Genomic DNA, 11,756 nt, shown 5'->3' on the forward strand with positions numbered 1-11,756 from the left:
GCCGCGCTCGGAACCACACGACGTGAGCCTCCCTCATGGAGAAGCCATGGGCCCCTTCCTCCCTCGACCGACCGTCCTCGGTGCCCGGCCACGCGTTCTCGACGCGTGCTGCGGCGCCGGCGGTGCCGCGATGGGCTACCACCTGGCCGGTTTCGACGTCGTCGGCGTCGACATCGCGCCCCAGCCCAACTACCCCTTCGAGTTCGTCCAGGCCGATGCCTTGGAGTTCGTCGCCGAACACGGCCACGAGTTCGACCTCATCCACGGCTCCTGGCCGTGCGAGCACTACGCCACCGTCACCAGGTGGCGCGGCACCCCCACCGACCACCCCGACCTGGTGCCGGACGGGCGCCGCATCATGGAGGCCACCGGCCGCCCGTGGGTGATCGAGAACGTCCCCGAAGCCCCGATCCGCCACGACTACCTGCTGTGCGGAACCCAGTTCGGCCTCAAGGTCCGCCGGCACCGCGCGTTCGAGACCTCGTGGGGCGCCACCGCTGACCTGGTACCGCCGTGCTGGCACCCGCGCGGCCTGCTCGCCTTCGACCACAGCCAGGAACGCGCCTACGCCGACGCCATGGGTTGCACCTGGATGACCAACCAGGAAGCCCGTAAGGCCATCCCGCCTGCCTACACCCGCCACATCGCCGACCAGTACCTCCGCCTCACCGCCTTGGAAGCCGCATGACCACCCGCACCCCACCGCTCGGTGATACCGAAGGTCTGTGGCAGGCCGTCATCGCCGCCTCCGCAGGCCGCTGCCAGTGCCGCGGCACCTGCGGCACCAGCCACGAGAAGGACGGCGGACGCTGCAAGACCGTCCACGGCGGCTACGGCCGCCGCCACGGCACCGGCCCCGTTCGCCTGCTCGCCGCCCCGGCTGAGCCAGCCGACCTGCTGCTGCCCGCGCACAAGGCCGCCGCTCTGCCGAAGACCGCGCTTGTCGCGTGGTGCCCGGAGTGCCACGACGCCACCCGCCGCGCCGCCGCAAAGGCCCAGCAGGCGAGCGCCCCGGCTGCTGAGCCGGACTCCCTGTTCTAGCCCGAACTGCTCGCCTGGGGCCGACCAATCGCATCGGCCTCGGGCTCAACCCGCCGAAGGGATTCGCCGTGACCGGCAACCCCCTGCTCACCGCCGCCCTCGCCGCCGTCGAACGCGGCTGGCACATCTTCCCCCTGCTGCCCCGCAGCAAGAAGCCCGCCCTGCACGCCTCCACCGCCTGCCCCCGCACCGGCCCCTGCGCTACCGGCCACCAGGGCTGGGAGCAGCGCGCCACCCTCGACCCCGACACCGTGCGCCGCACCTGGTCGCACGGGCCGTACGGGATCGGCCTCGCGACCGGGCCCTCCGGGCTAGTCGTGATCGACCTCGACACCCCCAAGCCTGGTGCCACCCCGCCGCCGGAGTGCGCCGAGCAGTGGGCGACGGACGGGTACGACGTGCTGCTCGCGCTGTGCGAGCGCAACGGTCGGCCGTTCCCGGGTGGCACCTACACCGTCGCCACCCCGAGCGGTGGCCGGCACCTGTACTTCACCGCCCCCGCCGGGGTAACCCTGCGCAACACCGCTGGACACCACGGGTCCGGGCTGGGCTGGCTGATCGACACCCGAGCGGGCGGCGGCTACGTCGTTGCCGCGGGCAGCAACGTCGCCGGGCGCTACTACGACGTCGCCATCGACACTGACCCGGCGCCGCTGCCCGACTGGATCGCCCGCCTGCTCACCCCGCCGCCGCGGCCGGTCGCCCCGCTCGTCCGGCTCGACCGCCGCGCCACGGGCAACCGTCCCGCGTACGTCGACGCCGCCCTGCGCAACGAGACGGCGAACGTCGCCGACGCCAGGGAGGGCATCCGCAACTGGACCCTCACCCGGGCCGCCCGCGCGCTGGGTCGCTTCGTCGCCAACGGCAAGCTCAGCCGGGCCGAGGTCGAAAACGCTCTTAAGGGAGCGGCGGAGAAGGCTGGCCTCACCGCGCGCGAGGCCGACGCGACCATCACCAACGCCCTGAACTGGTCTATCGCCCACAACCCGGCCGGAGACGCCGCATGACCCTCCCGAACTCCCCCCTTAAGAGCAACAAGACCCCGGACCGGCCGGGCCCCGAGGACGGCGCCGTCGTGCTCGACGCTGTCGAGGCGTTCCACCGGCGCTTCAACGTGTTTCCCAGCGAGGCCGCGTACACGGCGGTCGTGCTGTGGGACGCCCACACCCACCTGCTCGACTGCTTCGAGTCCACCCCGCGCATCGCGTTCCTCTCCCCGGAGCCCGGATCCGGCAAGACCCGGGCGCTGGAGATCATGGAGACGGTCGCCCCGCGCCCGGTGCTGACCACCGACGTCAGCCCCGCCGCGCTGTTCCGCACCGTCTCCGACGCCGACGCCCGCCCGACCGTGCTGTACGACGAGGTCGACACCGTCTTCGGCCCCAAGGCCGCCGGCAACGAAGACCTGCGCGGCCTCATCAACTCCGGCCACCGCCGCTCCGGCGTCGTCCTGCGCTGCGTCGGCGAGGGCGGCACCCAGACCGTGCAGCCCTTCCCCGTCTACGCCGCGCTCGCCATGGGCGGCCTGGGCGACCTGCCCGACACCATCATGAGCCGCTCCGTCATCATCCGGATGCGCCGCCGGGCCCCCAACGAGACGGTGGAGCCCTACCGCGAGCGCACCCACAAGCCCCAGGGCAATGCCCTGCGCGAGCGCCTCGCTGCCTGGGCCGACAGCGTCCGCGACCAGCTCCACGACGTGTGGCCGGAGCTGCCCGAGGGCATCAGCGACCGGCCCGCCGACGTGTGGGAGCCCCTGATCGCCGTTGCCGACGCCGCCGGCGGGCACTGGCCCGAGCGCGCCCGAACCGCCTGCGTCCAGCTCGTCACCGCCTCCAAGGCCAACGACAAGGGCAGCGTCGGCATCCGCCTCCTCACCGACCTGCGGGACATCTTCGACGGCGCCGAACGGATGCTCAGCGCCGAACTGCTCAGCAAGCTCGCCGAGCTGGACGACGCCCCGTGGGCCGACCTCGACGGCAAGCCCATCACCGCCCGCGCCCTCGCCAAGATGCTCGGCGACTACGTCACCGCCGACAACGACCCCATCAAGCCCCGAAACATCAAGACCGGCCCCAAGAGCAGCGCCAAGGGCTACTACGCCTCGGACCTGGCCGACGCGTGGCTGCGGTACTGCCCGCCCCGTTCCCAGGAATCCGCTACCGCCGCTACTGCCGCTACCGCGCAGGTCAGGACCCTGTATCCGGTAGCGGATGCACCGGAGGTAGCGGATACCGATCCGCTACCTGACTCCCCGGCCGCCGCCGCGCCGTAGGCCGACCGCCGCTCCCACCCACCCCGGCGGGAGCGGCACCAATCCGCTACCGCTACCAAATCCGCTACCACAAACATGCCCCTGACCAGGGAGGTAGCGGCAGTAGCGGCGGTAGCGGATCCCAGAGAAGGAAGGGGCGGAGCCAACCGGCTCCGTCCCCTTTTTGCTGCCTCGACCCCCGGGAGCCGCCCAATGGCCACCGCCATCCCCGAAGCCCTGACCGTGCCCGAGGTCATGGCCGCACTCCGGATGAGCCGCAGCAAGGTCTACGACCTCATCCGCGCCAAGACGCTCGTCAGCTTCACCGAAGGCCGCTGCCGACGGATCGCCGTCGACAGCCTCGCCGACTACATCCGCGCCAAGACCGAGGAGAACTGTCCCTGATGGCCCGAAAGAACCCGAATGGTGCCGGCAGCATCTGGCAGCGCAAGGACGGCCGTTACGAGGGGCGCGTATACGTGCCGCAGCCCGACGGCACCCGCAAGCGCAAGACCGTCTACGGCGACACCTGGGAGGAGTGCGACGCCAAGCGGCAGGACCTCGTGAAGCGCGCCCGGGACGGCGTCCCGACCCCGACGCGCTCGCAGAAGCTGTCCGAGTGGCTCCCCTACTGGCTGGAGGAGTTCATCCGGCCGCAGCGCAAGAAGACGACGTACGCCAAGTACGAGACGCACGTCCGGCGTTACTTGATCCCGCACATCGGGACCAAGCGCCTGGAGTCGCTGAGTGTCCCCGACGTGCGCCGCCTCGTCAGCACCGTGACGCGGGAGGCATCCGCCGCCACGGCGAAGGAGTCGCACCGCGTGTTGCGCACGGCCCTGACGGCGGCCTGCCGCGAAGAACTGATCAGCCGAAACGTGGCCACCCTGGTCCCGGCCCCGCGCGTGGAGGTGCGCGAGATGAAGACGTGGACGCTGGACGAAACGGTCACCTTCCTGGAGGCCGCGCGCCCGGACCCGCTGTACACGGCGTTCGTGCTGGCCATCACGCTGGGCCTGCGGCGCGGCGAGATCCTGGGCCTGCGCTGGAGTGACATCGACCTGGACGGCCGCAAGCTCACCGTTCGCACCCAGCTCCAGCGCGTGCAGAAGGAGCTGTACGCCGACAGCACGAAGAACCGCCGGACGCGGGCGATCCCGCTGCCGGCAATGTGCATCGCTCCCCTGCGGTGGCGGCGGTTCCAGCAGGCGAAGCAGCGGGAGGAGGCCGGCCGGGATTGGGAGGACACCGAGTACGTGTTCACCACGCGGACCGGTCGGCCGATCGAGCCCCGGAACCTCAGCCGCTCCTTCGAGCGGATCGGCGCCGAAGCCGGTCTGCCGCGCATCCGCCTCCACGACACGCGGCACGGCTGCGCGACGATCCTGTTCGCCGCCGGCGTCGCGCCGCGGGTGGTGATGGAGATCCTCGGCCACTCGCAGATCGCAGTGACCATGAACGTGTACACCCACGTCTCGGAGGAGACACGACGCGAGGCCCTCGGGCACATGGACCGGTTGCTCAAGAGGCGCCGCAAGACCGGCTGACATCAGCGGTTGCCGTCAATCGGTGCAGTCAAAAGGCCCGCAGCATGATCGCTGCGGGCCTTTTGTGCTGGTGGGCGCGGACGGTTTCGAACCGCCGACATCTGCTTTGTAAGAGCAGCGCTCTACCACTGAGCTACGCGCCCCCGGTCGTGGCCCTTCGGGCGTACGACGAGTGCCTAGGGTACCTGGTCCGGAGGGGTGGTGTGGTGTGGGCGGTGGTGGGCGGGAGGGAGGGGGCTCCCCGGGTGTGGGGGGATCGGGGAGAATGGGGCGCGGATCAGCGGGTCGGAGCAGGGAGCGCGCAGTGGCGGTGGCCGGCGGGAGCGGGCGGCGGGGGTCGCGTCGGGCGGGGAGTGCGCTGGGCGACGCGCTGGTGTTGCCGGTGGTGCTGGCGGGTGCGTTGGGGGCGGTCGGGCTGGCCTCGGCGGGCAGTGGCGGCTGGTGGGGCCGGCGGGGTGCCGGGGACGGGGTGCGGGCGGAGGCCAGGGAGGCGCGGGCCGCGGCGCAGGAGGCGTTCTACGAGCTGGACGAGACGCAGCGCGAGCTGCAGTTGGCGGTGGAGACCGTCCGGGCGGCCGAGGAGGGGGTGGCGGCGCAGCGGGCGTTGGCCGAGCTGCCGGCGATCTCCGGCCGGGTCGAGCAGGTCACGGTGAACTACCTGGCCGCGCTCGACGCCCATGACCTGGACAACGAGGCCCTGGACGCCGGTTCGGCGGCCCAGGCCCGGAGGCTGCTGACGGACGTGCAGGGCCAGCTCCGCTCGGCCCGCGCCGAGCTGACCGACTTCCTGCGCCGCCTCCAGCCGACCCTGCTCCACGCCGAGCAGCAGCTGATGCGGGTCACGCCGGCCGTCGAGCAGGCCAAGCGCGCGCTGCTGGAGGCGACCACCACGCTGGACGAGGTGCGCGGCGCCGGGCTGCGGGCGGACGACCTGGCGGCCCGGCTGGCCGAGCTGGCGCCGGAGCTGGGGCGGCTGAACGAGGGGGCGGCCCGGCACGGCGTGGCGGCCACCCTGCACCGGGCCGACGAGGTGCGGCGGCGCGCGGAGGCGATCACCGCCGACGCCGCCCAGCTGCCCGAGCGGGCCCGGGAGCTGGACCGTCGGGTGTCCAGTCTGCGGACCCGGATCCAGGCGCTGGAGACCAAGGCGGCGACGGTCGATCCGGCGCTGAGCGAGCTGCGCCGCCGGTTCAGCACGGCCTGCTGGCAGGACCTCCAGCGGGTGCCCGAGCAGGTCGCCGAGTCGGGCCGGGCCGCCGGGCGCAAGCTCGCCGAGGCCGCCCGGGCCCGGGACGAGCAGCGGTGGGCGGACGCCACGGCCGCGATCGGCACGGTCCGCGCGCTGCTGGACACCGCGGACGGCTCGGTGCTGGCCGTGAACGACCGGCTGCGGCAGCTGAACGAGGTGCAGCACGACCCGAACCGGGAGGTGGAGCGCGCCCGCTTCGCCGTCCGGGACGCCCAGCGCCTGGCGATGGCGGGCCGCACCGCGCCGGACCCGCGGCACGCCGCCCCGCTGGACGAGGCGGTGGCCCGGCTGGACCGCGCGGTGGAGACCCTCCAGGCGGCGGGCCGGCACCCCGACTACTGGTACTTCCTGACCGAGCTGGCGGCGGTGCGGGAGACGGCGGCGCGGGTGATCGGCATGATCCGCGGCGATCTGGGCCAGCACCGCTGAGCGCGGTCGGTACCCTGCCGGTATGCCACGCTACGACTTCCGCTGCCGCTCCTGCGGAGCCACCTTCGAGCTCCGCCGCACGATGGCGCAGGCCAACGACCCCGCCGTCTGCCCGCAGGGCCACCCGGACACCGTGAAGCTGCTGTCCACCGTCGCCGTCACCGGTTCGGCCGGCGGCGCGCCGCAGCAGGCCCCGGGCGGTGGCGGGGGCGGCTGCTGCGGCGGCGGGTGCTGCGGCTGACCGGCAGCTAGCCGGCGACCACGGCACCGACGGGGGCGGCGGTCACCACCGCCAGGAACCGGCGGACGATCTCCTCCCCCGCCGCCACCCCCACCTCCGCCAGGGCGGTGACGCCGGGGGCCGTCCAGCCGCCGTCGGCCAGTTCGCCGTGCCCGGGCCGCCACCCGGCGTCGGCGGCGAGCAGCAGGTCGGCGTCCAGCAGGGAGTCGCCGGCCGCCAGGACGGTGCCCGCGCCGCTGCGCCGCACGGCCTCGGCGAGCGCGGCGCTCTTGGTGAGCGGCCGCGGCACGGCGTACACCTTGCGGCCCTGCAGCGAGACCCGCCAGCCGCGTTCGGCGCACCAGCCGGTCAGCTCGGGCAGCCAGCCGGCGGGCAGCCGGTCGCGGTCGACCACCAGGTAGGCGAACTGCTCGTCGGCGACCCGCCGTTTGCGCGTCCACTCCGGGTCGGCGCTCAGGGCGAGCCGGCTCACCACCTCGTCCAGCGGGGCGGCGTCGGCGGCGATCCGCGCGGTGATCTCGCGGCGCCAGTCGCGGTCCGGTTCGCCGTCCACCAGCAGCTGCCCGCCGTTCGCGCAGATGGCGTAAGTCGGTTGCGGGCCGGGCAGGTTGACCCGCCGGTACTGCTCGACGGTCCGCGTGGTGGCGGGTACGAAGCGGGCCCGGCGGCCCAGTTCGGCCAGCAGCGCGGCGGCCCGCTCGGTCAGGAAGGACAGCGGTCGCCCGTCCAGCACCTCGACGCAGAGCAGCCGGGGCGCGAGCCGGTCGGGGCCGTCCAGCGCCAGGGCCCGCTCGGAGTAGATGAGCGTACGGTCCAGGTCGCTGGCGACCAGCACGCCGCCCGCGTCGCCCGGGTCGTCCACGCCGCCCACGCCGCCCACGTCTCCCAAGCCGACGTCCGAACCGTCGACAGCACCCATCAGGACTCCCTCCCCCGCACGGCCCGTCCGCTCTCCCCCGTCGCGCCCCGACTGTAGCGGGGGTGGATGAGGCCCACGCAGCTGTACGGCAGCCCGTCCACCTCCTCGACCGGAACGCCGCGCTGGGCGGCGAGCAGTCGCACGTGGTCGAGGTCGGCCCCGGCGCCGCGCCGGGCCAGCACCCGCCAGGGCACCCGGCGCAGCAGCACCCGGGTGGTCTCGCCGACCCCGGGCTTCACCAGGTTGATGTTGTCGATGCCGTACTCCGCACTGATCCGCTCGACGGCGGCCCAGCCGGCCCAGTCGGGCGTGCGGTCCGGGGCGGCGGCCAGCCGGTCGGCCTCCTCGACCGCCAGGGCGCGGACCTCGTCGAAGCGGGCGGCGACCGCGGCCAGGAAGGCCTCCGAGACGTCCCCGCCCGCGAGTTCGGCGTAGTGCTTGGCGCCGTGGAAGTCCCCGGGGCCGATCAGCCCGGCCCGCAGCACGGTACGCGAAACCAGCCCGGACACCGTGGAGTTGAGGCAGGCGGAGGGGATCAGGAAGTCGTCCCGGGTGCCGTACGTCCGGACGCAGCGGCCCGGGTCGGCGAGCACCGCGAGGTCCGGGTCGAAGCCGGTGCCGGCCAGCGCGTCGGTGAGTTCGCGGGTGATCGCGCCCTTGCCGGTCCAGCCGTCCACGAACACCACGTCGGAGGCCCGGTGGTGGGCCGCCAGGTAGCGCAGGGCGACCTGGTCGATGCCGCGGCCGCGGACGATCGACACCGCGTAGTGCGGGACGGACAGGCCGTGGGCGAAGGCCAGCCAGCGGCGGACCAGGATGCCGACCGGCGTCCCGGCCCTGGCCAGCGAGGCGAGCACCAGGCCGGGCCCGCGCTCACGCAGCAGGGTCTCGGCGACGGTGCCGACGGCGAGCGCCATCCGGCGGGCCGAGCCGCGCAGCGCCTGGTGGAACAGCTCCTGGTACTCGGGGCTGGGCCGGTACTCGACCGGCAGCGACTCGGCGTAGTGCGCGCCGCCCTGCTGGACGGCCTCCTCACGCTCCTCGGTGGGGGCCTCCAGCGGCACGTCGGAGAGGTCCTTGAGCAGCCAGGCGACCTCCTCCGGACGGTAGGAGGAGAACTCCGGCCCGTACAACGGGGAGGGCAGCGCCGGGCGGTGCGAGGGGAGTACGGCGAGGACCACCCGGTCGGTGACCTGCCGCAGCTGGCGCAGCAGCGCGTACTCCCCCTGGTGCAGGGCCGGGGTGTCGGCCACGTCGTCCACCACCAGCACCACGGCGTCGAAGCGGCGGGCCCCGTCGGCGCCGGGGGCGACGTTGTAGACGTAGCGGTCCCGCGAGCCGTCGTCCTGCGGGTCGTCGTGGGCCGGGAAGACCAGCCGGGTGCGGATGGCGTAGCCGGGGTCGTCGACGGCGAGGACGGGCGAGCGGGTGGTGGTGGAGTAGCGGACGCGGTCGCCGCCGAGCCGCTGGGCGAGCGCCTCGGCCAGCCGCAGCGGCGCGTACATCAGCTCCTCGAAGCCGAGCACCAGGACCCGCTCCGCGGCACCCCCAGCGCCCCCGGCGCCCGCACCCGTACCCGCCAGCGCCTCCGCCAACTGCCCGGCCAGCGAAGGAAGTACGGCGTCGAGCCGCTCGCGGTCCTGCGCCGTGAAGCCGTGCCGGCCGCCGTCCGGCAGCCCGGCGGGCCAGTCCAGCTCGACCCGGACCAGCGGGGCGGGGTCGACGGCCGGCGGCAGGGCGACCGGGGGGACGGCGGCGATCAGCCGCTCGGCCCGCGCCACGATGTCCTCGGGCAGGTCGACGCCGCCGCTCGCGGTGGCCACCACGTCCAGCCGGGCACCGAGTTCGGTGGCCGCCGCGGCGAGCCGGCGCCGGTCCTCGGCCGAGCGCAGGTCGACCAGGGCGACCGCCACGTAGTGGTCGCGCGGGTGGCGGCGATGCAGTTCGCGGATGGTGTTGAGGACGGTCCGGCCGGTCGACAGTTCGTCGTCCACCAGCACCAACGGCCCGTTGCCCGCGAGGAGTTCGGGGTCGGCGGGGAGCAGCAGGTGCCCGGTGGCGTGGGAGTGCTCCTCCTCGAAGCCGCCGAGCGGGGGTATCCCGGGGACGGGGCGGCGGGTGGAGTGCAGACACGGGGCGTCGAGGCCGTCGGCAACGCTGTGGCCCAGGCCGGTGGCCGTCTCCGCGTAGCCGAGCACGACGGCCCGGGCGGCCGCCGCGGGGCCGAGCAGTTCCCGGACCCGGCGGCCGAGTTCGAGCCCGGCGCCGTGCACGACGGCGGGCCGCTGCGGGACGTGCTTGCCGAGCACGCTGGAGACCAGCAGGTGGGCGCGCTTGGGGTTGCCGGACCGCAGGGCCAGGCCGACGAGTTCGGGCAGCCGCTCCGACCCGGTCAGCGCGATCCCGGCCCGCTCGGCGACCCAGCGCCCGGTCCACCCGCCCTCCGATGCGCCGGCCCGTCCCCGACCCCGCCCCGCGGCCGAACCCGCCTTGGCCAAAACCGAAGCTGAAGCCGAACCCGAAGCCGACGCCGCCAACGCAGCCGCCGCCAAACCCACCGTTCCCGCTCCCGCCCCGGCCGTCGTCTCTGCTCTCTTCACTGCTGGTCCCGCTTTCGGTGGTGCTGGTCGTTCGGATCACGCGTGTCGGTCAGGGCGTCAGCCGCACAGGCAGGCCGACAGCAGCTCCGCGAAGCTCACGTCCTCCCGGGCCACCCCGAAGACCTCCGCCCGCAGGAGCACCCGCTCCGCCCAGGCCCGGTGCGGCCGGGCCTCGTTCATCTTGTTCGTGTACGCCGAGCGGAGTACCCCGCCGCCGTCCTGCTCCTGCCGGAGGATGTCGCGGGCGTCGCAGTACTCCTCGTGCGTGACCACGGAGAGCGCGTGCACGGCCGGGACGTGGCTGGGGTGGATGCAGGTCTTGCCCAACAGGCCGTTGGCACGGTCGAGTTCGACCTCGCGGATGAGCCCGTCCAGGTCGTGCTCGATGATCCGGCGGCGGACCTCCTCGCCGGAGGCCCGGGCGGTGCCCGCCGTCGCGGCGAACGGGGTGCGGCGCAGCTGGGGCTTGAACATCCGCTCCTGCACCGGGAAGTACTCCCAGACCGGCCCGGTCACGGTGTACCCGGTGCCGTCGGCCCGACCGAGCACGTTGACCACGTCGCCGATCACGGCCGCGACCAGGGCCACGTCGTACGCGGTGAGGTCGGCCGAGCGCCGCAGCCCGTAGGCGGAGCACAGGTCGGTGACGCCGAGCCGGACGGCGAGCACCCGTTCGCGGTGCTCGGCGAGCAGTTCGGCGATGCCGAAGAGCTGCTCGCGCCTGGTCTCCAGGTGGGCGAGTTCGGGCGTCTCCAGGACGGGCATGGCGAACAGCCGCCGTCCGGTGGCGGCCTCGGCGGCGGCGAGCGCGGCCAGGTAGGCGCCGCCGTTCCGCGGGGTGAACTTGGGCAGGACGAAGCCGCTCAGCAGCCCGGCGGCCGGGCCGAGCCGTTCGGCCAGGTCGAGGATCTGCTCGGCCGTGCGAACCCTGATGAAGAGAAGTGGATGGTCCTGTGTGCAGTCGGTGAAATCATTGACCAGGTCTGTCACCTGCTCGACCAGGTTCCGCTCGCCCGCGTCCACCTCGTGGTCGGCGATCGCGTCCTCCAGGCAGAGCACCATCGACACCACGCCCCGCGCCGCCTGCTTCCGGATGTCGGCGGCCAGTGCGGGCCTGGTGGCGGGGCTGTAGAGGGTGCCGCCGAGGGCGGTGGCGAGCACCGCGGGTTCGCTCCGCGCGGTGAACGTCCGCGGCTGCTCGACGAACAGCCGGGCACGGACGTCGTCGGCGAGGTGGCCGAAATGGCGCATGGTGCCCTCCTCGGGGCTGGACGGCGGGCTGGCCGGCCGGACGGACGGCCTCCGGCCCGCGGTTCCGCCTGCACGCACCGCCGGCGGACTCCCCTCCGCCGACCCCCGGGGGCCTGTTCGAAGGCCCATCGTACGGACGGATTCCGGCCGATTCCGGCGCCGGGGCACTGAACTCCCGGAACATCCGGCGGCCGCCCGGCCCACTCGGAACGATCATCCGCCGGG

The 11,756-nt window shown here is 74.0% G+C and carries 11 protein-coding genes and 1 tRNA gene; 8 read left to right on the top strand and 4 right to left on the bottom strand.

Annotation, left to right across the window (positions count from 1 at the left end):
* The first annotated feature begins 46 nt into the window (after window positions 1-46).
* From ACFVXG_RS16620 to xerC, 6 genes are all read left to right on the top strand, one after another.
* A complete protein-coding gene (locus tag ACFVXG_RS16620) occupies window positions 47-688 on the top strand; it encodes a DNA cytosine methyltransferase (protein WP_387928150.1) in 642 nt (213 codons plus the stop codon).
* Window positions 685-1,041, top strand: coding sequence for a hypothetical protein (locus ACFVXG_RS16625; RefSeq protein WP_387928152.1), 357 nt, complete (start codon window positions 685-687; stop codon window positions 1,039-1,041). The genes ACFVXG_RS16620 and ACFVXG_RS16625 overlap by 4 nt, the downstream gene beginning before the upstream one ends.
* Window positions 1,042-1,109: 68 nt before the next feature.
* On the top strand, window positions 1,110-2,048 hold the full coding sequence (locus tag ACFVXG_RS16630; protein WP_387928154.1) for a bifunctional DNA primase/polymerase: 939 nt from the start codon (window positions 1,110-1,112) through the stop codon (window positions 2,046-2,048).
* Window positions 2,045-3,316 carry a DUF3631 domain-containing protein gene (locus tag ACFVXG_RS16635; RefSeq protein ID WP_387928156.1) on the top strand — a complete coding sequence of 424 codons (1,272 nt, stop codon included), beginning with the start codon at window positions 2,045-2,047 and terminating at the stop codon, window positions 3,314-3,316. The genes ACFVXG_RS16630 and ACFVXG_RS16635 overlap by 4 nt, the downstream gene beginning before the upstream one ends.
* 192 nt (window positions 3,317-3,508) lie before the next feature.
* Window positions 3,509-3,700 carry a helix-turn-helix domain-containing protein gene (locus ACFVXG_RS16640; protein WP_387928158.1) on the top strand — a complete coding sequence of 64 codons (192 nt, stop codon included), beginning with the start codon at window positions 3,509-3,511 and terminating at the stop codon, window positions 3,698-3,700.
* Window positions 3,700-4,842, top strand: a complete 1,143-nt coding sequence (xerC, locus tag ACFVXG_RS16645; protein WP_387928160.1) for a tyrosine recombinase XerC — start codon at window positions 3,700-3,702, stop codon at window positions 4,840-4,842. Before ACFVXG_RS16640 ends, xerC begins: the two co-directional genes overlap by 1 nt.
* A 68-nt stretch (window positions 4,843-4,910) precedes the next feature.
* Here the strand turns inward: xerC and ACFVXG_RS16650 are convergent.
* Window positions 4,911-4,985 (bottom strand) — tRNA-Val (locus tag ACFVXG_RS16650).
* 122 nt (window positions 4,986-5,107) lie between these two features.
* On the opposite strand from ACFVXG_RS16650, the gene ACFVXG_RS16655 reads away from it, so the two are divergent.
* A complete protein-coding gene (locus ACFVXG_RS16655) occupies window positions 5,108-6,520 on the top strand; it encodes a hypothetical protein (protein WP_387928161.1) in 1,413 nt (470 codons plus the stop codon).
* Window positions 6,521-6,542: 22 nt separating this feature from the next.
* Entirely contained in the window at window positions 6,543-6,761 is a 219-nt protein-coding gene (locus ACFVXG_RS16660; RefSeq protein WP_387928163.1) for a zinc ribbon domain-containing protein, read from the top strand.
* Between the two features lie 7 nt (window positions 6,762-6,768).
* Here the strand turns inward: ACFVXG_RS16660 and ACFVXG_RS16665 are convergent, their stop codons facing one another.
* From ACFVXG_RS16665 to ACFVXG_RS16675, 3 genes are all read right to left on the bottom strand, one after another.
* Window positions 6,769-7,680 (bottom strand): HAD family hydrolase, encoded by a 912-nt coding sequence (locus ACFVXG_RS16665; protein ID WP_387928165.1) that lies wholly within the window; start codon window positions 7,678-7,680, stop codon window positions 6,769-6,771.
* On the bottom strand, window positions 7,680-10,082 hold the full coding sequence (locus ACFVXG_RS16670) for a phosphoribosyltransferase (RefSeq protein ID WP_387928423.1): 2,403 nt from the start codon (window positions 10,080-10,082) through the stop codon (window positions 7,680-7,682). Before ACFVXG_RS16670 ends, ACFVXG_RS16665 begins: the two co-directional genes overlap by 1 nt.
* 255 nt (window positions 10,083-10,337) lie before the next feature.
* Entirely contained in the window at window positions 10,338-11,531 is a 1,194-nt protein-coding gene (locus ACFVXG_RS16675) for an HpcH/HpaI aldolase/citrate lyase family protein (protein ID WP_387928167.1), read from the bottom strand.
* Between the last annotated feature and the right edge of the window lie 225 nt (window positions 11,532-11,756).

Origin of the sequence: Kitasatospora sp. NPDC058162 (genome assembly GCF_042884005.1) — a bacterium.
Taxonomy (GTDB): domain Bacteria; phylum Actinomycetota; class Actinomycetes; order Streptomycetales; family Streptomycetaceae; genus Kitasatospora.

What these genes read in the sequence shown, in the direction of transcription:
- ACFVXG_RS16620 (WP_387928150.1), top strand. Translation starts at nt 47, where the DNA reads ATGGGCCCCTTCCTCCCTCGACCGACCGTCCTCGGTGCCCGGCCACGC.
- ACFVXG_RS16625 (WP_387928152.1), top strand. Translation starts at nt 685, where the DNA reads ATGACCACCCGCACCCCACCGCTCGGTGATACCGAAGGTCTGTGGCAG.
- ACFVXG_RS16635 (WP_387928156.1), top strand. Translation starts at nt 2,045, where the DNA reads ATGACCCTCCCGAACTCCCCCCTTAAGAGCAACAAGACCCCGGACCGG.
- ACFVXG_RS16640 (WP_387928158.1), top strand. Translation starts at nt 3,509, where the DNA reads ATGGCCACCGCCATCCCCGAAGCCCTGACCGTGCCCGAGGTCATGGCC.
- xerC (WP_387928160.1), top strand. Translation starts at nt 3,700, where the DNA reads ATGGCCCGAAAGAACCCGAATGGTGCCGGCAGCATCTGGCAGCGCAAG.
- ACFVXG_RS16655 (WP_387928161.1), top strand. Translation starts at nt 5,108, where the DNA reads ATGGGGCGCGGATCAGCGGGTCGGAGCAGGGAGCGCGCAGTGGCGGTG.
- ACFVXG_RS16660 (WP_387928163.1), top strand. Translation starts at nt 6,543, where the DNA reads ATGCCACGCTACGACTTCCGCTGCCGCTCCTGCGGAGCCACCTTCGAG.
- ACFVXG_RS16665 (WP_387928165.1), bottom strand. Translation starts at nt 7,680, where the DNA reads ATGGGTGCTGTCGACGGTTCGGACGTCGGCTTGGGAGACGTGGGCGGC.
- ACFVXG_RS16675 (WP_387928167.1), bottom strand. Translation starts at nt 11,531, where the DNA reads ATGCGCCATTTCGGCCACCTCGCCGACGACGTCCGTGCCCGGCTGTTC.